General features: G+C 39.2%; 16 protein-coding genes. 15 read left to right on the forward strand and 1 reads right to left on the reverse strand.

The annotated features are described in order from the left end of the window. Positions 1 to 164 precede the first annotated feature (164 nt). From ACYVM0_RS22905 to cydB, 9 genes are all read left to right on the forward strand, one after another. Positions 165 to 3,398 (forward strand): SusC/RagA family TonB-linked outer membrane protein, encoded by a 3,234-nt coding sequence (locus ACYVM0_RS22905; protein WP_460561040.1) that lies wholly within the window; start codon positions 165 to 167, stop codon positions 3,396 to 3,398. Between the two features lie 20 nt (positions 3,399 to 3,418). Then, on the forward strand, positions 3,419 to 4,975 hold the full coding sequence (locus ACYVM0_RS22910) for a RagB/SusD family nutrient uptake outer membrane protein (protein WP_460561042.1): 1,557 nt from the start codon (positions 3,419 to 3,421) through the stop codon (positions 4,973 to 4,975). Positions 4,976 to 5,055: 80 nt separating this feature from the next. Next, complete coding sequence (locus tag ACYVM0_RS22915; protein WP_460561044.1) at positions 5,056 to 6,141, forward strand: alkaline phosphatase family protein; 1,086 nt, start codon at positions 5,056 to 5,058, stop codon at positions 6,139 to 6,141. A gap of 4 nt (positions 6,142 to 6,145) precedes the next feature. Then, positions 6,146 to 6,733, forward strand: coding sequence for an HD domain-containing protein (locus ACYVM0_RS22920; protein WP_460561046.1), 588 nt, complete (start codon positions 6,146 to 6,148; stop codon positions 6,731 to 6,733). 12 nt (positions 6,734 to 6,745) lie between these two features. Next, entirely contained in the window at positions 6,746 to 7,414 is a 669-nt protein-coding gene (locus tag ACYVM0_RS22925) for a phosphonatase-like hydrolase (RefSeq protein WP_460561048.1), read from the forward strand. An 8-nt stretch (positions 7,415 to 7,422) separates the two neighbouring features. After that, the gene (locus ACYVM0_RS22930; protein WP_460561050.1) at positions 7,423 to 8,736 is read left to right on the forward strand and encodes a DUF5690 family protein; all 1,314 of its coding nucleotides are present in this window, start codon (positions 7,423 to 7,425) and stop codon (positions 8,734 to 8,736) included. Beyond that, positions 8,712 to 9,854 carry a TIGR03364 family FAD-dependent oxidoreductase gene (locus ACYVM0_RS22935; protein ID WP_460561052.1) on the forward strand — a complete coding sequence of 381 codons (1,143 nt, stop codon included), beginning with the start codon at positions 8,712 to 8,714 and terminating at the stop codon, positions 9,852 to 9,854. The genes ACYVM0_RS22930 and ACYVM0_RS22935 overlap by 25 nt, the downstream gene beginning before the upstream one ends. 163 nt (positions 9,855 to 10,017) lie before the next feature. Then, complete coding sequence (locus ACYVM0_RS22940; protein WP_460561054.1) at positions 10,018 to 11,406, forward strand: cytochrome ubiquinol oxidase subunit I; 1,389 nt, start codon at positions 10,018 to 10,020, stop codon at positions 11,404 to 11,406. A gap of 449 nt (positions 11,407 to 11,855) precedes the next feature. Then, the gene (cydB, locus tag ACYVM0_RS22945; RefSeq protein WP_460561056.1) at positions 11,856 to 12,890 is read left to right on the forward strand and encodes a cytochrome d ubiquinol oxidase subunit II; all 1,035 of its coding nucleotides are present in this window, start codon (positions 11,856 to 11,858) and stop codon (positions 12,888 to 12,890) included. 157 nt (positions 12,891 to 13,047) lie between these two features. Here cydB and ACYVM0_RS22950 read toward each other — a convergent pair whose 3' ends face one another. Then, the gene (locus ACYVM0_RS22950) at positions 13,048 to 13,368 is read right to left on the reverse strand and encodes a cupin domain-containing protein (RefSeq protein WP_460561058.1); all 321 of its coding nucleotides are present in this window, start codon (positions 13,366 to 13,368) and stop codon (positions 13,048 to 13,050) included. A 136-nt stretch (positions 13,369 to 13,504) separates the two neighbouring features. Here ACYVM0_RS22950 and ACYVM0_RS22955 point away from each other — a divergent pair, with 136 nt between their 5' ends. The 6 genes from ACYVM0_RS22955 (at position 13,505) to ACYVM0_RS22980 (ending at position 20,786) form a co-directional block, all read left to right on the forward strand. Next, positions 13,505 to 16,282 carry a TonB-dependent receptor gene (locus ACYVM0_RS22955; protein WP_460561060.1) on the forward strand — a complete coding sequence of 926 codons (2,778 nt, stop codon included), beginning with the start codon at positions 13,505 to 13,507 and terminating at the stop codon, positions 16,280 to 16,282. A gap of 26 nt (positions 16,283 to 16,308) precedes the next feature. After that, positions 16,309 to 17,766: a hypothetical protein gene (locus tag ACYVM0_RS22960; protein WP_460561061.1), complete on the forward strand. Its 1,458-nt coding sequence runs from the start codon at positions 16,309 to 16,311 to the stop codon at positions 17,764 to 17,766. A gap of 74 nt (positions 17,767 to 17,840) precedes the next feature. Then, positions 17,841 to 18,344, forward strand: a complete 504-nt coding sequence (locus ACYVM0_RS22965) for a toxin-antitoxin system YwqK family antitoxin (RefSeq protein ID WP_460561063.1) — start codon at positions 17,841 to 17,843, stop codon at positions 18,342 to 18,344. Positions 18,345 to 18,671: 327 nt separating this feature from the next. Continuing rightward, positions 18,672 to 19,163 (forward strand): hypothetical protein, encoded by a 492-nt coding sequence (locus ACYVM0_RS22970; protein WP_460561065.1) that lies wholly within the window; start codon positions 18,672 to 18,674, stop codon positions 19,161 to 19,163. 76 nt (positions 19,164 to 19,239) lie between these two features. After that, positions 19,240 to 20,340 carry a hypothetical protein gene (locus ACYVM0_RS22975; protein WP_460561067.1) on the forward strand — a complete coding sequence of 367 codons (1,101 nt, stop codon included), beginning with the start codon at positions 19,240 to 19,242 and terminating at the stop codon, positions 20,338 to 20,340. Between the two features lie 110 nt (positions 20,341 to 20,450). Continuing rightward, positions 20,451 to 20,786 carry a hypothetical protein gene (locus ACYVM0_RS22980; protein WP_460561069.1) on the forward strand — a complete coding sequence of 112 codons (336 nt, stop codon included), beginning with the start codon at positions 20,451 to 20,453 and terminating at the stop codon, positions 20,784 to 20,786. Positions 20,787 to 20,816 lie beyond the last annotated feature (30 nt).

The following is a 20,816-nucleotide window of genomic DNA, read 5'->3' on the forward strand; positions in this document are numbered from 1 at the left end:
GCAGCGCTCTATTTACAAAACAAATCTTTCTTCTGCATTAGAAAATTGTTATCAATTTTTAGTTTTCATTTCTTAACATTTTGTTCGTTTTTCCTTAACGCACGGGCAATTATTTGGTAACACAGTGCTGATACTTTTGGCGCTCAAAACTTAAATCATTGTTTATGAAGCCAACAAAGTACAAACTAACCAGAACCCTGCTGCTGGTTATTACATTACTGTATGCTCCCTTTTGTTTACTGGCACAACAAAATGTGCAGGTGAAGGGAAGAGTTACAGATGCCATTACCCATAAACCTCTTGAAGGAGTAAGCATCACTTTAAAAAATTCCTCTTACGGTACCTCTACCGATAAGGAGGGTGATTTTAAACTTGGTGTACTGAAAGGGGAAAAACTAACTTTCAGTTTCAGCGGCTACCAGGAACAGGTAGTAAATGCCACTGATAATTTTTTAACGATCCAATTAGCACCGCTTGCCAAACAACTAGATGATGTGGTAGTAACTGCATTAGGCGTAAAGAAAGAAAAGAAAACCATTGGTTATTCATCGCAGGATGTAAAAGGTGCAGACCTGATAAAAGCCAGGGAGCCCAATCCTATTAACTCTTTGGTGGGCAAAGTAGCCGGTTTAACTGTTGGTTCTTCGGCAGAATTATTAGGTAATCCCCAGGTGTTATTGCGTGGTGGCACCATCAATTTATATGTAGTAGATGGTGTGCCAATCAATTCAGATACCTGGAACATCAGCCCCGATGATATTGAGAGCTACACGGTGCTTAAAGGCCCTGTTGCTTCTGCATTATATGGTTACCGCGGGCAAAATGGTGCCATTATCATCAATACCAAAAAAGGTACAAAAGATAAACGTGGATATGCCGTTGAGTTTAACAGCAGCACCATGATAAGCAAAGGATTTATTGCGTTACCTAAAACACAGGACTTATACGGCCCCGGTGATCACGGACAATATAAATTTGTTGATGGCAAAGGTGCCGGTATAAATGATAACGATTACGATATCTGGGGCCCCCGTTTTGACGGACAGCTGATTGAGCAATACGATAGCCCGGTTGATCCTGTTACTGGCGTACGTTCTAAAACACCATGGGTAGCCAGGGGAAAAGACAATTTAAAACGCTTTATACAAGCCGGTATTTTATCTACCAATAATTTATCGGTATCAGCAAGTGGTGATAAATATGACCTTCGTTTTTCAGTAGGACAAACCTACCAGAGAGGATTGGTACCTAATACCAATTTAAATACCACCAATTTTAATTTAGCTTCTACTTTAAAGTTCAGCAAAAAGTTAACATTGGATGCCAATATTAATTTTAATAAACAATACACTGATAATATCCCTGATGTAAACTATGGCCCCAACAGTGTTATCTATAATATCACTATCTGGGGCGGGGCCGATTGGAATATTGATGATATGCATAATTACTGGCAGCCCGGCAAAGAAGGTGTACAAAGTATTTATGCCGAATACCAACGTTATCACAATCCTTATTTCATGAGTTATGAATGGTTACGTGGCCATCATAAAAATGATATTTATGGTTATGCTACTTTAAACTACAAGTTTAATAATTATATAGAGCTGATGGGCAGAAGTTCTATCACTACCTATGACTTGACCAGGACAGAAAAAATGCCTTTTTCTGCACATCCTTACGGACGTGAGGGCGGATTAGGAGATTACCGTGAAGACAAACGTTCATTATTTGAAAATAATACCGAAGTAATGCTGCGTTTTAAATCACCCAAAATTGCAAGCTTCTTAGGCATTAATGGTTTTGCCGGTGCCAATATCCGTTCATTCAATTATAATTCAAGTTTTGTTACCACTGATTATCTGAATGTACCGAATGTGTACGCATTTTCCAATAGCCGCAACTCGGTAAAAGCATACAGCTTTGCTTCTGAAATGAGAGTACCCAGTGCATTTTACTCTGTAGATTTTGCATTGGGTAAATATGCTAATCTTAACACTACAGGAAGGGTTGATAAACTGTCCGCTTTAAATTCAGAAAACAACACTTTCTTTTATCCATCAGTAAATCTGAGTACCGTTGTTTCAGATTATGTAACTATTCCTGCTGCCATTTCTTTTTTAAAGTTCAGGGGTTCTTATGCACAGGTTAGAGGCGGCGGTTCATTTGTATCCAATACCATCGGGGCAACACCTAATAACAGTTACCCCTTAGGATATGGTGCAGAGTATTCTTCTACCTATGGCGGGCCAACCTATGGTTTTAACAGTGTATACAATACCGGTACAGGTTATAACAATACTACCGAAGCCCGTTTTACCAATAACCTTGTGGATGAAAATGTAAAACCTGATAACAGAACGAGTGCTGAAGTTGGTATGGATATGAAGTTTTTAAAAAACAGGTTTGGCCTTGATGTTGCCTATTTTAGTTATGTTGATGGCCCGCAGATTTTTAATAAACAGATTTCTGCAGCCTCCGGCTATTCTAACTACACTATCAACGCCACCAAGACAAAAAAGACCGGTGTTGAAATTTCATTGAGTGGTACTCCGGTAAAATTAAATAATGGTTTTAGCTGGGATGTATTGGTAAACTGGAGCACTTTTAAAGAAGTGTATAAAGAATTGCCTGCAGGTGTAGCGGCATTAAATACATTTTATAAAGTAGGCAGCCGTGTAGATGAAGTGTACATTTCAAAATTTGCACGTACGCAGGACGGGCAAATTATTAATGATGGCGGCGGACGCCCTATTATACTGCCTGTTGCACAATTTGCCGGTTATGCCAATCCAAAATGGGTTTGGGGTTTCAATAATAAATTCAATTATAAAAATGTATCACTCAGTTTCCAGTTTGACGGACGTGTGGGTGGCGTGATGGAAGATTATGTAAGAAAGAAAACTTTCCAGGGTGGCCGCCATATTGAAACTACGGAAGGTGCATTGGGAGCGTCAAGATATGATGATACTAAAGGTATTAAATCTTATTTGGGAGAAGGCGTGCAGGTTTCTAATGGCACACCCATTACTTACGATCCTGTAACCGGTGTTATTACTAATTACTCAGCCTTACAATTTAGTGCCAATACCACTAAAACCTATGTGCAGGATTATGTGAGCCGTGTGTACAGTATACCCGAAGCAGATATGATGAGCAAAAGCTACCTGAAGCTGAGGGAAATTGTGCTATCGTACAATGTGCCTTCAAATATTTTAGGTAAATCTTTTATTAAAAATGCCAGTGTTTCATTTGTAGCACGTAACATTTTATACTTTATGAAAGATAATAAGTTTAAAGATGTGGATATTGACCAGTATGCTGGCAGCCAGACCGGCACTAATTTACAAACACCCACCACAAGAAGTTATGGTGTTAATTTAAATGTCACTTTTTAATTATCATTAAAAACTAAAAAATGAAAAAGTTATTTTCAATACTTTCTGTGAGCGTACTACTTTGTACTACCAGTTGTAAAAAATCTTTTGACTCTTTACAAACTGATCCCAACAGGGCCACCAGTGTTCCGGCCAATCTTATTTTAAATGGCGTGTTATCTGATATTTACCAAAGCCCGTTTAGTCCTACACAAAGATGGAACCAGTTTTATGCCTGTAACTACGCCTATTATGGCGACCAGGCTTACACATGGTCAGGTGTTTCTTACGGCACTTACAATACACTTAAAAATGTAATTAAGATGGAAGAGGAAGCTGCAAAAAGTGTTGCAGTACCTAATCCCTACAGTGCTTTAGGAAAATTTTTCAGGGCGTATTTGTTTTATAACCTGACCATGCAAACAGGAGATATCCCTGTATCAGAAGCATTAAAATCATTGGCTAACGTTTCTCCTAAATACGATGCCCAAAAGGATGTGTTTAAACAAATATTAGCCTGGCTGGAAGAATCTAATAATGATATGGGTACCGTTATTTCCAAGGGAGGGTACTTATTGTCCAGCGATTTTTATTATAACAACGACCTGGCTAAATGGCGTAAAGCTGTGAATGCTTTTAAACTTCGTGTATTAGTTCAGTTAAGTAAACAGGAAGCTGATGCTGACCTGAACATTAAACAAAAGTTTTCAGAAACCATTGCAAACCCTTCCAGGTATCCTTTATTTACCAATATGGAAGATAACCTGCAGTATGTTTACAATGCACAGTACAATAAGTATCCCACCAATCCTGAAAGTTTTGGTTTTGATGCAGCCCGGTACAATATGACCTCTACATTTTTAAATACCTTAGTTAGCCTTAATGACCCACGTACTTTTTATGTAGCAGAACCGGCTGCGGCATTAGTTGCCGGCGGTGCAGCTCCAAACAGCTTTGCAGCATTTACCGGTGCAGGCAGCGGCGAAGACCTGGCTACCATGAGTTCCAATGCCGGTTTAGGAAAATATTCTTTTATTAACCGCAAAAGATATTACAGCAGTTTTACTGCAGAAAACACCATACAGATCGGTTACCCTGAAATGTGTTTCAATATTGCAGAAGCCATTAACCGGGGCTGGATAACCGGCAATGCAGAAGACTGGTATACAAAAGGTATACAGGCGGGTATTGGTTTTTATGGCATTGCTAATGGCAATAACACCGTATACTTTCAAAAGCCGGGGGGCACTTTAAGTGATTATAATACTTACACCATCAATTACGACTGGGCCACTTATTATGCCCAACCATCGGTAAAATATGCAGGCAATACTGCAACAGGTTTAAACCAGATCATCACACAGAAATACCTGGGCTTTTATCAAAACAGTGGCTGGGAAGCCTATTATAACTGGCGCCGCACCGGTGTACCTACATTTCATACCGGGCCAGGTAATGGCAACAGTAACCGTATAGCTTTAAGGTTTCAATACCCTACTTCTGAAAAATCGATCAATAGTACTAATGTAAACAGTGCTATTCAAAACCAGTTTGCGGGGCAGGATGATATCAATGCCAGGATCTGGGTCATAAAATAATACATATTCGTTGCAATCACTCATCAATACAAAGTGCTGGAGTTTATTTAAACTCCAGCCACTATTTTAAAACCATTATTATGAAAGTTGGCAAAAATATTTCAACACTTGTGTTATTGCTTACAATTGCAATCAGTGTTACAGCACAATTAAAAACAGAAAATATTGTAGTGGTAACTTTAGATGGCATGCGCTGGCAGGAAGTTTTCGGTGGCGCAGATTCTGCTATTTTAAAAAATAAAAAGTATACTAAAGACAGCAGTGGTACCAGTAAGGATTTCTGGACAGACGATGCAATTGAAAGAAGAAAAAAATTATTCCCTTTTTTATGGAGCACTGTGGCTACGCAAGGACAATTGTATGGCAACCGTTGGGCCGGCAATAATGTAAACAATGCCAATCCTTACTGGTTTTCGTATCCCGGTTATAATGAAATATTTACCGGCTATCCCGACACCGCTGTAAACAGCAATGATAAGATCTGGAATAAAAACACGAATGTGCTGGAGTTCATCAACCAGCAAAAAAAATACAGTGGTAAGGTTGCAGCATTTGCTACCTGGGATGTTTTTCCTTATATTCTCAATACACAAAGAAGCGGCCTGTATGTAAATGCCGATGTAGATTCATTACATTTTTCTTCCCCCACCCTGCAGTTAATTAATGATATGCAGTTTTTAACCACCAGGCCTATTGGTGTAAGGCCCGATGTGTTTACTTATTTTGCTGCAAGAGAATACATGAAAGCCTATCAACCTAAGGCATTATACATTGCCTTTGATGAGACCGATGATTTTGCTCATGGTGGCGAATACGATCAGTATTTAAAAAGCGCTCATGCAGAAGATGCGATGATCGCTGATCTCTGGAACTACATTCAATCTACCCCGCAATACAAAAATAAAACCACTTTAATTATTACCTGCGATCATGGCCGTGGCGATAAATTAAAAGATAACTGGCGTCATCATGGCAGCAAGATTGAAGATGCCGGGCAAATATGGATCGCTGCCATTGGCCCGGATACGAGATCATTGGGTGAAGTAAAAACAGCCAATACTTTATACCAGAAGCAACTGGCAGCAACATTTGCAAAATTATTAGGTTTCAATTTTACAGCAGCACATCCGGTAGCCGACCCTATTGAGAGTATTTATAAAAATTAATACCATGATCACAGAAGACGTTTTACAATCAGTAAATGAAATTATGTTTTTGTATGAGCGGTACGGCACTGAAGATTATATTGGTGAGCCTGTATCGCAGATTGAACATATGTGCCAGTGTGCACAATTAGCAGAAGCCGCCGGGGCGGATGACGAAGTTATACTGGCCGCATTCTTTCATGATATAGGACATTTATGTGAGTTTGCTTTTCCCGAAAAAAAATCAGCACACATGGATGATGTGGGTGTGGTAGATCATGAAAATCTTGGTGCTGCTTATTTATTAAGCCTGGGTTTTTCTGAAAAAATTGCACGGTTGGTAAAAAGCCATGTGGCTGCAAAAAGATACCTCACGTATCACTACCCGGAGTATTACAATCAATTATCTGAAGCCAGTAAAAAAACACTGGAATTCCAGGGTGGTGTTATGACTGCAGATGAAGCAATTGCTTTTGAAGAAGATGATTTATTTGACCAGTACATTGCTATCCGCCGCTGGGATGATCTTGCAAAAAAAACAGAACAACCATTACCGGCATTATTTCATTACAAGCAAATGATGATTGAACATTTAGCTATTCAAAACGATTAAAAATTCAAGCGTATGATAAAGATGGTGGTATTTGATATGGCAGGCACAACTGTTGATGAAGATAATATTGTGTACAAGACGTTGTTGAAAACTATCAATGATGCCGGTTATGATTTTACTTTAGCAGAGGTTTTAGCAACGGGTGCCGGCAAAGAAAAATTAACGGCCATTAAAGATATTATTGCATTGTCGGGTGCCATACCGCTTGATCAATTATCCAATAAAATATATACTTCATTTACCACTGAACTTGCGGAAGCTTATAACAGGTTTGAACTGCAACCACAACCTGGTGCAGAAGAGTTATTTGCCGAGTTAAAGAAAAAAAATATTCTCGTGGTATTGAATACCGGGTATAATGAAATAACTGCTGCTGCTATCCTGGATAAATTAGGCTGGAAAGTTGGGGTACATATTGATGCATTAGTTACAGCAAGCGATGTTACCAATAACCGCCCTCAACCTGATATGATATTACTGGCCATGCAACAGTTTGACATTACAGACGGCCATGAAGTAATAAAAGTAGGAGATTCTATAATAGATATCGAAGAGGGAAAAAATGCAGGCTGCCACTTAAGTATCGGTATTACAACAGGTGCCCACAACTATGAGCAGTTAGCATCTGCAGCCCCGGATCATATCATCAATCATTTATCGGAATTGCTGCCATTGATTTAATTACTTTTATGCCAGCAACCATTTCTTTAACCAATACCAACAGCAGCCTCAACCTGCTATACAAATCACCCGTGATGCTGGTGATCTGTACTTCGTTATATGCATTTGTAATTTATAGTTGCATGTACGGTTTCAGAAAGCCTTATACGGTTTCCACCTATAGCAATATTTTTTTTCTTGGCATTTCCTATAAAGTTTGTTTGGTTATTGCGCAGGTACTGGGTTATATGTGCAGTAAGTTTTATGGCATTAAATTTATTTCGGGCATGAAGCCGGAAAGGAGAGCTAACTACATCATTTTATTTGTGGGTATAGCCTGGCTGTCGCTATTATTATTTGCCATTATTCCGGCTCCCTATAATATCACCTGCATGTTTATTAACGGCCTTCCGTTGGGTATGGTGTTTGGTTTGGTATTTGGTTTTTTAGAAGGCAGAAGAACTACAGAGATAATGGGTGCCGTATTAGCTACCAGTTTTATTTTTGCATCGGGTGTTGCCAAAACTGCAGGCAAATGGTTATTACTCGATTTTAATTTCAGCGATTGGTGGATGCCATTTATTGCCGGTGCCATTTTTATCATCCCGTTGTGCACCGGTGTGTGGCTGCTTAAACAGGTACCACCGCCAACAGCGGATGATATTGCACACCGCACAGAGCGCAAACCGATGAGTGCTTCAGAAAGAAAACAATTTATACAACAGTTTGGTGTTGCCTTGTTCCCTGTAGTATTTGCCTACGCCATATTTACTATTGTAAGAGATTTTTGCGAAGATTTTGCCAATGAATTATGGACAGAAACCGGTTATCAGAACAATGCCGGCATTTTTGCACAAACCAGTACTATTATTTCATTGATCGTTTTAGGAATTGTTGGTGGTTCATTCCTCATTAAAAATAATTACAAGGCCTTCAGGGTGAGCCATTTTTTAGTAATGGCGGGTGTATTATTATCAGCGATATCAACATTTTGCTTTCATATACATCTTATCACAGCCTTTACATGGATGCTACTATCCACTACAGGTTTGTATTTAGCGTACCTCCCGTTTAATTGTTTATATTTTGAAAGAATGCTGGCTACTTACAAAGTAAGAGGCAATATTGGTTTTGTAATGTATATCGCTGATGCTTTCGGGTACCTGGGAACGGTAGCTGTATTGCTCATAAAAGAATTCATACCTATTAAATACAGCTGGGTAAATTTTTTTTCCTTTCTTTTTTATACAGCAGGTGCTTTAGGTGTTGTTTTAATTATAGTTAGTTTAAGTACACACAGTAAATTATATAAAAGTATATGCAACAAAAATCTGCCATCGTAATTGGTGCCGGCATTGTGGGCCTGGCCACTGCAAGAGCGCTTAGTGAAAAAGGCTTTGCTGTAAAAGTATTTGACCGTAATGCACAGGCGTCTGGTGCCTCGGTAAGAAATTTTGGTATGGTATGGCCTATCGGGCAACCATCGGGTACTTTATACAATCGTGCCATACGCAGCAGGCAAATATGGAAAACCGTTGCATCCGCCGCCGGCATCTGGCATGAAGAGACCGGCAGCCTTCATGTGGCATACCATGCAGAAGAGTGGCAGGTTTTAAGAGAACTTGAATTTGTTTTTAAAAAAGAAAAAAGAGATGTTACCCTTTTAGATAAAAATAAGATCCTTGAAAAATACGAACATGTAAACCCGGATAATTTGCTGGGCGGTTTGTATAGTGCAGATGAAATGCTGGTTGATCCCCGTGAAGCATTGGCAGCCCTGCCCGAGTACCTGCAGGAAAAATACAGTGTACAATTCAACTGGAATAAATGTGTAAGTTATGTTGCCGACCAGACGGTGTATATTGGCCATGAAGAAGAATATGAAGCCGATATCATTTTTGTTTGCAGCGGTGCTGATTTTGAAACCCTGTACCCGGAAGAGTTTTCTAAATTACCGTTGACCAAATGCAAACTGCAAATGCAACGTACGATACCTATGCCGGAAAAATTTCGCATTAAAACGGCTATTTGTGGTGGTTTGTCTTTGCTGCACTACAATAGTTTTAAAGCCGCACCTTCCCTGCCACTACTGCAAAAGAAAATGGCCACGGAAATGAAAGAGTATCTCGACCTGGGCATCCATGTAATGGCGGCACAAAATGGCAAAGGAGAAATCACCATTGGCGATTCGCACGAATATGGTTTGCAGTTAGATCCGTTTGACAGGTCTGCCATCAATAAAATGATACTGGATTATTTAAAAACATTTTTAAAGATCAATGGTAATGCTGTTGCAGAAACCTGGCATGGCGTATATCCCAAATTAACCAATGGCGATACGGAGATATTTTTTTCGCCAGATCCCGGCGTATACATTCTCAATGGCGTGGGTGGTGCAGGTATGACTTTGTCTTTTGGCCTGGCGGAAGAAGTTGTAGCACAACTCACCGTACATGCTTAACAATATCCGGCCCGTTTTTATCCCCAATCTACCAGTGAAACAAAAATTATTGTTTTGAAGAAAGCCTGGAATTATTTTCTGCTTTTTACAAAACAAATAGTGCTGCAATGAAGAGATGAACTAATTTTACACATGGAAACTATACATTGAAAATAGTTATACCATGGACACGGAAATATTAGCAAGGATACAATTTGCTTTCACTATCGCTTTTCATTATATCTATCCCCCATTAAGTATAGGCCTGGGTTTGATCTTAGTTATCATGGAAGGCATGTACCTTAAAACCGGCAATAAGTTGTATGAGCAGATGACAAGGTTCTGGATAAAGATCTTTGCGCTCATTTTTGGTATTGGTGTTGCTACCGGCATTATTATGGAATTTGAATTTGGTACCAACTGGGCTACCTATTCAAAATATGTAGGTGATATTTTTGGCAGTGCATTGGCAGCAGAAGGCATTTTTGCATTTGCATTGGAAAGTGGTTTCCTTGGTATTTTATTATTTGGGTGGAACCGTGTTGGCCCCAGGGTACATTTCTTTTCAACCATCATGGTTTTTTTAGGCTCTTTATTTAGTGCAGTGTGGATCGTTGTGGCTAATAGCTGGCAACAAACACCTGCAGGTTTTCATATTGTTGGCGAAGGTTTGCATGCAAGGGCAGAGATCACCGATTTCTGGGCCATGGTATTTAATCCATCCAGCGTGGACAGGTTGACACATGCATGGATCGGTGCTTTTTTGGCCGGTGCTTTTTTGGTGATCAGCGTTAATGCATATTACATTCTTAAAAAGAAACACCTGGAGATTGCAAAACCTGCTTTTAAAATTGCATTGGTGGTGGCTACCATTTTTTCTTTAGCACAATTATTTACCGGCAGCAAAAGTGCTGATGGTGTGGCAAAAAACCAACCGGCTAAACTGGCGGCAATGGAGGGGCATTATGATAGCAGTGCTGTTGCCGATATGTATTTATTTGGCTGGGTAAATAATAAAACGCAAACCACATCCGGTGTTAAAATTCCGGGTGGCCTTAGTTTTTTAATTCATAATAATTTTAAAACGCCGGTAACAGGATTAAACGCATTTAAAGCTGAGGACAGGCCTGCACAGGTGAATGCTATTTTCCAGGTATACCATATTATGATTGCCATTGGCATTGGTTTAATAGCGCTCACTTTGTACTCCTGCTGGCAATGGAAGAGAGGGAAATTATTTGATACAAAATGGTTGCTGACGCTTTTGGTATGGTCGGTACTATTGCCGCAGGTAGCTAACCAGGTAGGTTGGTTTACTGCAGAAATGGGCCGCCAGCCCTGGGTGGTATATGGATTATTAAGAACTTCTGATGCTTTATCTAAATCAGTTTCAGCTAACCAGGTTGTTTTCTCATTGATCCTTTTTACTGTAGTGTATGCCACACTGTTTGTTTTATTTATTTACCTGCTGAATAAAAAAATACAACACGGGCCTTATTACGAAGACAGTAAAGAAACCATTGAAGAAGGCAGCAAAAGAGATAACCCGTTGTTGAGCAGAGAAGAAGTTTAAAATACAGGAACACGGATGACACAGATTCAGGCGGATTTTATATGATTTTTTTTAGTCCGGGAGTTTATGAAATTAATAATTGCTCCGCAATTGGATGAACACGGATGATTGTGCTTTGCAGGCAGAGAAGATGTCTAAAATACAGGAACACGGATGACACAGATTCAGGCGGATTTTATAAGATTTTTTTAGTCCGGGAGTTTATGAAATTAAATAATAGCCCTGGAATTGGATGAACACGGATGATTGTGCTTTACAGGCAGGGAGGAAGTTCAATATACAGGAACACGGATGACACAGATTCAGGCGGATTTTATATGATTTCTTTTAGTGCGGGAGTTTATGAAATTAAATAATTGCTCCGAAATTGATGAACACGGACGATTGTGCTATGCAGAATAAAAGCTTTGTGGTTATCCCTGCACATTAATTTTGTTTAATCATTTTTTATGGAAACATTTTTAGGTTTGGATTATAACGTTTGGTGGTTCCTGGTTTTTGGTGCCGTAATTACCGGTTATGCGGTACTGGATGGATTTGATTTAGGCGCCGGTGCCTTACATTTATTTTTAAAAAAAGAAACCAGCCGCAGGATTGCTTTAAATGCTATTGGCCCGGTATGGGATGGCAATGAAGTATGGCTTGTAATTGGCGGTGGTGCATTGTTTGCCGGTTTTCCTGTAGCGTACGCTGCTATCTTTTCTGCTTTTTATGTACCCTTTATGATCTTTATGATAGGCTTGATATGGCGGGCTGTTGCCATAGAATTCAGAAGTAAAGAACCAGGTGCAAGGTGGCGATTGACCTGGGATTTTATTTATTCTTTTGCCTGCATTGTAATTGCTTTATCACTGGGGTTGATGTTAGGCAATGTAGCATTGGGATTACCGCTTAATGCCGAGCATGAATTTGCTGGTAACTGGTTATCTTTTTTTAATCCCTTTAGTATAATGGTGGCAGTAACTACGCTTGCATTGTTTATGTTGCATGGCGCTATTTACTTAGCTATGAAAACAGAGAACAGGCTGTACACCAAACTATCTTTATTAGCCAAGAGTTTTACCATTTTCTTTTTGGTGGCCTTTGGTATTACTACGCTGTATACTTTATTATACATTCCCCATCTGAGCGATACAATAAGAAGCAGCCCGGCTTATTTTATTTTACCGCTGATTATGTTTTTGTCTATCGCCAATATTCCACGCCAGTTGAACAAGGGAAAATGGCGTTATGCATTCATCAGTTCGTCCGTCACCATTGCTTCATTACTGGCGATGGTGGCACTGGAAATTTTTCCTTATTTATTACTGGCCACTAATGATGTACATAACAGCATTACTATCGCCAATGGCGCTTCTTCATTAAAAACAATGAAAACACTTTTATTGATCGCAGCCATCGGCACGCCATTAGTTGGCGTGTATACTTTTTTTGTTTTCTGGACCTTTAAAGGAAAAGTGAAGCTGGATGAAACAAGTTATTAAATGCCGGGAAAGAAAATATTCAATGCCCGATGTTCAACACTCAATTTTCAAGTAAAAGACGTAGCAATCAACTAAATACTGCCTTGTCTCTGCAGGCATTTGAACTTGAACATTGAAAATTGAGTGTTGATCATTGAAAATTATTTTTTATCACATTTTATTTATAGTCCTCCCTCACCGGGTTAAACACATCAATCAATTTACAATCGGTAATAGCAGTGGCGCCATGCTTTAAATTGGGTGCCACAGTAATGGCCATGCCGGCTTCTAAGATAAATTCCTTGTCTTCAATTATAAAAAGCATTTTTCCTTCCTGCACATAACTTACCTGTTCGTGTACATGTGAGTGCAGCGGTACCGTGTGGCCCGCCTTTGCATCTAACCAGCCAATACTTAAATTATCTGCATGATAATATTTTCCGGAAAAGCCCGGTACAATTTCCCTTGTTGTAATATCATTAATGGCAACTGCTTTCATTATTTATGTTTTAGTAAAGCAAGATAATAATTTACGTTGGTAACAATTACGTAACATTAAGGAAACAATTCATTAATACACTGGTAACATTGCAGTAATGTTAAAGGTCTCTCTTTGCCGCATGAAAATAACAGTTATGAGACGCTTTATCGCCCTGCTTACTTTTATCAGTTTATCTTTTACCGCATTTGCCCAAAAAGGAAAAATTGAAGGTAAGATCACCGATTCAAAATCAGGAAATCCCGTTTCCGGCATTTCGGTGGTAGTGAAAGAAACAGGAAAAGGTATTGCAACAGACATCGACGGCAGATTTGTATTTAATGCAGAACCCGGTAAAAAATATACGCTCATCATCAGCTCTACCAATTACGAAGGCAAAGAAATTACAGATGTACAAACAGGCAGTGATGGCATTGCCCATATTGATATTGCATTAACTGCCAAAACAAAAACCGGCGAAGAAGTGGTGGTACGTTCCAGTTCTGCCCGTAAGGAAAGTACTAATGCCCTGATCAGTTTTCAAAAAAACACCAATACCGTTGCTTCAGTTATTTCTGCAGAAGCCATCAGGAGAAGCCCGGATAAAAATACCGGTGAAGTATTGAAACGTACACCAGGTGCCAGTTTGCAGGATGGTAAATTTATTGTGGTAAGAGGATTGGCCGATCGCTATAACCAGGCTATGCTGAATGGTATTTTATTGACCAGCACGGAGCCTGACAGGAAAACTTTTTCATTCGATCTTATCCCTGCATCGATGATCGATAATATTGTGATCAATAAAGCATTTGTACCGGAATATCCCGGTGAATGGGCAGGTGGATTAATACAGGTAAACACAAAAGATATTCCTGCAAAAAACTTCTTTAATATACAGATCGGTACAGGCTTTAATTCCCAGACTGTTGGAAAGACTTTTTATAAAGACCAGGGAGGAAAAACTGACTGGTTAGGTTTTGATGATGGTACCAGGAATCTGCCATCGGCTTATACAAGAAAAGCGGAGTTTGATATTTTATCGCCGGCAGAAAAAACTGCCATCGGCAAACAAATGCGCAATGCATGGAGCCCTACATCAATCAATGCGCCGCTGAATGCTTCTTTCCAGGCTAATGGAGGTTTTACAACTAAAGTAGCGGGTAAAAAACTGGGTGGGATATTCGGTATTACTTACAGCAAAAACAACAAGTACCTTAAATTACTGAACCGTTATAATGCTATTGATGCTATTACCAATGTGGTAAGTGTGGTTACCGATTATAATGATGATAAATACCAGCAGGATGTTAGCGTAGGTGCATTGGGAAGTGTGAGTTTATTGCTGAACCAGAAAAATAAAATTTCTGCCAAGGCCATTGTAAATGTAAACTCGCCACAATCTGTTTCCATGCGTAATGGTGTAGATTATTCAAGAGGCGATCAGTTAAGAGGTACAGAGTTTACGTTTAAAGAAAATACATTTTTTACAGGCCAGTTAGCCGGCGAGCACAGCATCAGCACACCACTTAAATTTAAATGGTATGGTGCATTTAATATCCTGGATGGTTATATACCTGATCAACGCAGGATTTTATATTCAAAAACAATGAATTCACAAAATCCTTACAGCCTGGTTTTGTCTAACTCATTATCACAGCAAAGTGGCAGCAGAATTTACCAGAGCCTGAGTGATTATATTTATACCGGGGGTGGCGATTTAGCTTATAGTTTTAAATGGTTAAAACAAAATCAAACCATCAAAGGTGGCTACATGTTGCAGATAAAAGACCGCCTTTATGATGCACAATTGTTTGCCAATTATCTGCCAACAGATAATCCTGCTTTAAGGGCATTACCAGCCGACCAGGTTTTTGCTGCAGAAAATTTTGGCAACGGCACTGATAATAAAATTGCATTTGATGCTATCAAGGGCAATACCTTCCGTTATCTTGCCAACACCATTTTAAATGCAGGTTTTATACAACTGGATAATCAACTGACCAAAGCATTAAGAGTGGTATGGGGCGTAAGGGTTGAAAATTATGACCAGCTGGTAGGCAGTGTTAAGAAATGGGACCCACGCCATTCTTATTCCAAGATAACCGATTTTTTACCTGGTGTAAATGCAACATTAAAACTGGATACCAAAAGCAACCTGAGGTTATCCGGTTCACAAACGATCATCCGCCCGGAGTTGAGGGAATTATCATCACTTAACTTATATGACTTTGAATTGAATGCATCTGTATCAGGTAATCCGCAATTAAAAAGAACCAAGGTTACCAATTTCGATCTGCGTTACGAATTATATCCAAGAGCCGGTGAAGTATTTACTGCAGGTGTGTTTTATAAGAATTTTGAAAACGCTATTGAACAATACTTTAATGGTTCGGGCGGTGGTGCCAGCAGTTTTACTTACCTGAATGCTAAAAAAGCAACTTCTTACGGTGTGGAAGCAGAGCTTCGCAAGAAACTTGATTTTGCACATGCTTTAAAGAATTTCACCTTCCAGGCCAATGCTTCTTATATTAAAAGCAATGTGAAAGATGCCACCTTAAGCCTCGACAGATCTTTACAGGGGCAATCTCCTTACCTGTTGAATTTTGGATTATTGTATGATCTTGAAAAAGCAGGTTTTAATGCAACCGTTCTTTTTAACCAGATTGGCGAAAGGATCTACCTGGTAGGTGATATACAAGGCGGCGCACCGGATATTTATGAAGCACCAAGGCCGGTATTAGACCTGCAACTGGCTAAAAAAGTGATTAAGAATAAAGGTGAATTAAGATTAAATATTGCCGATATCCTTAATCAAACACAATATTTCTACCAGAATACCAGCAGCAAATTATCTTTTCAAAAAAGCAGTGATGCTTACAGGTTTACCAGGAAGAGCGGTACCAATTTCAGCTTAACATTCAATTACTCATTATAAAATTTTTAAAAAATAAAAACAGCGCAATGAAAAAGTACATTTTATTATCATTAACAGCTATTGCAGCTTTGGCAATTACCAGCTGTCGTAAAATTGAGACAGACGGAGAAATACAAGTGGTGGTTGTAAACGGCGGTGGTGGTACCACAACAGGCCAGACGATTACATTACAGGGCCGCATTAATGCAGATACTGTTTTGCGTAAAGCAAATACCTATATTTTAAAAGGACTGGTGTATATGGTAGGTAACCACACCATGACTGTAGAAGCCGGTACCACAGTAAAAGGTTCTTTCAGTGGTTCGGATGTGGCTGCATTGGTTATTACCCGTGGTTCAAAATTAGTTGCTATAGGTACGCCAACAGAACCGGTTGTATTTACATCAGCATCACCTAATCCGCAATCGGGCGACTGGGGTGGTATTGTACTTTGCGGTAAAGCAGGATATAATTTAAGTTACAACGGAATCAATGGTTTGTTCCAGGTAGAAGGTGGTATTGATAATGCCAACGGAGATGGTCTTGCAGGCTCTGGTGATGCAGTAGCTCCAACAGTAGTTGATAACGACAATTCCGGTACCTTACAATATGTTCGTATTGAGTATGCAGGTTATGCTTATCAGCCCGATAAAGAGATCAACAGTCTTACATTGGCATGTGTGGGTAGTGGTACTACTATCGATCACGTAGAAACCATTTATGCAAAAGATGATGCTTTTGAATGGTTTGGTGGCAGCGTAAATTGCAAATACCTTATTGCTTACAAAACACAGGATGATGATTTTGATACTGATAACGGCTTTAGTGGTAAAGTACAGTTTGGTTTGATCATCCGTGATTCATTGATTGCAGATATTTCAAAATCAGAAGCATTTGAAAGTGATAATAATGCTACCGGAACTACAGGTACACCAAAGACAAAAGCTATCTTCAGCAATATCACAGCTATCGGTCCAAAAGCTACATTAGCCAATACCGGCAACTCTTTATTTCTTGCAGGCGCACAGATCAGGAGAAACTCCGGTATCTCTATTTTTAATTCGATCATTGTAGGATGGCCTTTAGGTATTTACATTGATGCTACTACCGGTACTTCAACAGCATTAAATATTGAAGACAGCACTATCCGTTTAAGAAATGTAACATTGGCTGGTAATGCAGTGAATGTGAAATTTGCCGGTACTGCAGGTGCGACCATCAATTCTGATGCAGCACTTACTACATGGTTTACCAATTCGTTTTACAATAACGATCTGCTTACAAACGTATCAGATGCCAAGCTGATTCAACCATACAATTACTCTGCACCAGATCCTACTCCATTTGCAGGTTCTAATGGTAACCTGAAAATCAATTCGGGTGGTGATTTCCTGGATGCTAAATTTACAGGCGATACCTTTTTTGATAAAACAGTTACTTTCCGTGGTGGTATAGCTCCTGCAGGTGTGCTTGCAAGCTGGTGGAAAGGATGGTCAAGGTTCTAAAAAAAAATTATACTACTGAAAAGCATCCCATAAACCGGATGCTTTTTTTTAATTTTATATTTTACCATTTCAGCATGAAAAAAAATTTATTCTCTATTGCCCTTTGCCTGTTTGTTTTTAGTTGCACAACTGAAAAAAAACATGCTACAAAACTTGAAAAAGCCTGGCTGGATACCATCATTAAAAACAGCGACAGCAGTTATACAAAACCTTATTTCAGAACCGATTTTGTAACGGCAACCTATTACGTAAATAATAAAGATTCTTCTACCTGCCAGTTGATGAAAGATTCAGCAGGCATTATCCGCCAGGTTATAATTGTAACCAAAAACATCCGTACATTTTTTGGCCAGTATTACAGCAATGGGCAATTACAGGCCTGGCTGCCGCTGGATACCTTTGGACAGTATAATGGCGATGCCGTTTATTATTACAGCAATGGAACTGTATCCGGTAAGGGATCATATAAACACGGTTTAAAAAACGGCCTGTGGAAGAATTATGATGACAAAGGAAACCTGGTTTCAACAGATGAGTATGATGCCAACGGGGGCCTCATCAGAACCCTCCGGGATTAACTGTATTGATAACATTTAGGTAATTTTTGAGTAATCATTTGGTAATACTATTGCGCCATCTTGCAGCCGGAAACGTATAGCAACCTAGTTTAGTTTAATTTCTTAAGCAATAAGCAAATATTCTCATGCTTGTAACCACCCGTTAGTCTTATCTGGGTGGTTTTTTTCTGCTTATTGCCCGGGCCAATGTTACCAAATTGTTACTATGCACATTTAAATCACATTCTTTTGCACAGCTTTTAAATCAGCGATTTAGAAATTATATTCACACACAAATTAAAAAGGCAAGGTTATTGCAAGCTTATATTAACCACTAAAACTTAACACATGAAATGGGTTAGCGTAAACAATGGTACTTCAGGTGAAAACTTTGAACTATGGAAAGATGATGCTACCAAACTGGCAGATATTTCTTTTAGCAAAGGCACCCGTATTGCAAGATTTGTGAGCAAGCTTACTAAAAGGCTTTTCTTTTTTGAAAAACGAGGCTGGTTTTCCCGTAAGGCCATTATAAAAAACGAGTACGGCATAAAAATGGGTAATGTAGAAGAATTAAAAGCCGGCGCCGGAAAAGGTTTTGTAGAAGTGGATGGCAGAAAATATTTCTTTGTATACAATCAGAATAATACCGGCGAGCTGGAATTGTATGATGAATCGATGCAAAAAAGTTTGCTTCGTTGCAGTTTCAATACACTTACTACTGGATTTAATAAAACCAAATCTTTACTGGATTCTAAATTTCCCAGTTTGCTGATGGTGCTTTGCTGGTATGCTTTTCAGCCACATAGCGCCAATTCTGCTGCGGATATTGCTGCATAGCCAAAGTTAATATTGTAATAATACCCCGTTAATATTCTGTTGATACTACAGGTGTTTCTTTGTAAAACATCTGTAAATGAAAATTATTATCCTCTTTGCCATTTGCTTTTTTGCAAAGCCTGTTTTTGCACAGCAGGACAAATTTCCCAACGTATTTATTATTACCACTGATGGCTTTCGCTGGCAGGAGATTTTTAATGGTGCCGATTCTGTCATTCTCAGCAATCCTTTGTATGTAAAAGATACCGCTTTATTAAAACAGTTATTCTGGGATAGCAATGTAGATGAAAGGCGAAGAATGCTGATGCCCTTTATCTGGAAAACATTAGCCAGGCAGGGTTCCATTTATGGCAACCGAAATTTTGATAATAAAGTAGAGGTATCTAACCCTTACCGCTTTTCGTATGCCGGCTACAACGAAATTTTTACCGGTTACGCCGATCCTGCTGTTATTGCCAACCGCAAAAAATGGAACCGCAATGAAAATGTATTGCAGTTTTTAAATGACCAGGAAGCGTATAAAAATAAAGTAGCCGCTTTTGCCAGCTGGAATTTGTTCGACTATATTTTTAATAAACCTGCCGGCAGTTTTTACCTGAACAGCGGTTACCGGAATATTGAACATGATTCGCTTACAGAAACAGAAAGACTTGTTAATGGCATACAGGAACAAGCGGTTAACAATACCGCACCAACAAGAAATGATATGCTCACTTTTGTAGCCGCAAAAGAATACATACAAACAAAACATCCCAAAGTGGTGTATATCAGTTTTGGTGAAACGGATGAGTATGCCCATAGCGGCAAATATGATGAGTACTTACAAAGTGCCCATTTGTTTGATGAATACCTGGCCCAGCTTTGGTACCTGGTCAATAAAGATCCATTCTATAAAAACAATACCAGTTTCATCATCACTACCGACCATGGCCGTGGGCAAAAAAACAATACCTGGGTAAGGCATGATATGTTTACGGCAGGCAGCAGGAACACCTGGCTGATGACACTGGGCCATCAATTTGAAAATAAAGGAGAAGTTAAAACAGCTGATGCTATTTATTCAGAGCAGATTGCACAAACCATTGCTCATTTACTGGGCTACGATTTTACTGCCAGCCACCCGGTTGCTGATGCATTATCATACCAGACAACCAATAAGGCTATAGCAGAAAAATAAGTCAGGCAGTTACTGTTTACAAAAATGAGAATAACAAGTGTTAACTACAGCTTAACCCTCATTAACGATTACGTAATATAGCACAAACGCTTTCTCAGTACTTTTACTACATGAAAAATTGTTGTTTTGTTTTACTCGTTATCAGCATTTTCTGCAGCTGTAAAAAAAACGATAACCTGCAAGGCGGTAGTAGTAATATTACCTGCGATCCCGCCATAAGTTATTCTGCTAAAGTAAAGCCTGTATTCGTATCAAACTGTACTGCTTCCGGTTGTCATGATGGTGTTAATTCTGCTTCATTAGCAGAGTATACTACAGCAAGAGATGCAGCGCAACAAATAAGATCGGCTGTAAGCAGGGGGTTAATGCCTATGTATTCCACACTTTCAGCTGCTGATAAAGCAGCAATACTTTGCTGGATAGACAGTGGTACAAAGAACAACTAATTTACCCTTGTTCAATAAAAAGAAAAGTGA

The sequence above is a fragment of the Ferruginibacter profundus genome (assembly GCF_054783275.1).

Bases quoted from the DNA above. Each gene is read 5' to 3' on its own strand.
- ACYVM0_RS22930 (WP_460561050.1), top strand. From the start codon at position 7,423: ATGCCAGCAACCATTTCTTTAACCAATACCAACAGCAGCCTCAACCTG.
- ACYVM0_RS22935 (WP_460561052.1), top strand. From the start codon at position 8,712: ATGCAACAAAAATCTGCCATCGTAATTGGTGCCGGCATTGTGGGCCTG.
- ACYVM0_RS22920 (WP_460561046.1), top strand. From the start codon at position 6,146: ATGATCACAGAAGACGTTTTACAATCAGTAAATGAAATTATGTTTTTG.
- ACYVM0_RS22970 (WP_460561065.1), top strand. From the start codon at position 18,672: ATGAAATGGGTTAGCGTAAACAATGGTACTTCAGGTGAAAACTTTGAA.
- ACYVM0_RS22910 (WP_460561042.1), top strand. From the start codon at position 3,419: ATGAAAAAGTTATTTTCAATACTTTCTGTGAGCGTACTACTTTGTACT.
- ACYVM0_RS22955 (WP_460561060.1), top strand. From the start codon at position 13,505: ATGAGACGCTTTATCGCCCTGCTTACTTTTATCAGTTTATCTTTTACC.
- ACYVM0_RS22925 (WP_460561048.1), top strand. From the start codon at position 6,746: ATGATAAAGATGGTGGTATTTGATATGGCAGGCACAACTGTTGATGAA.
- ACYVM0_RS22905 (WP_460561040.1), top strand. From the start codon at position 165: ATGAAGCCAACAAAGTACAAACTAACCAGAACCCTGCTGCTGGTTATT.
- ACYVM0_RS22915 (WP_460561044.1), top strand. From the start codon at position 5,056: ATGAAAGTTGGCAAAAATATTTCAACACTTGTGTTATTGCTTACAATT.
- ACYVM0_RS22975 (WP_460561067.1), top strand. From the start codon at position 19,240: ATGAAAATTATTATCCTCTTTGCCATTTGCTTTTTTGCAAAGCCTGTT.
- ACYVM0_RS22940 (WP_460561054.1), top strand. From the start codon at position 10,018: ATGGACACGGAAATATTAGCAAGGATACAATTTGCTTTCACTATCGCT.
- ACYVM0_RS22965 (WP_460561063.1), top strand. From the start codon at position 17,841: ATGAAAAAAAATTTATTCTCTATTGCCCTTTGCCTGTTTGTTTTTAGT.
- ACYVM0_RS22950 (WP_460561058.1), bottom strand. From the start codon at position 13,368: ATGAAAGCAGTTGCCATTAATGATATTACAACAAGGGAAATTGTACCG.
- cydB (WP_460561056.1), top strand. From the start codon at position 11,856: ATGGAAACATTTTTAGGTTTGGATTATAACGTTTGGTGGTTCCTGGTT.
- ACYVM0_RS22960 (WP_460561061.1), top strand. From the start codon at position 16,309: ATGAAAAAGTACATTTTATTATCATTAACAGCTATTGCAGCTTTGGCA.
- ACYVM0_RS22980 (WP_460561069.1), top strand. From the start codon at position 20,451: ATGAAAAATTGTTGTTTTGTTTTACTCGTTATCAGCATTTTCTGCAGC.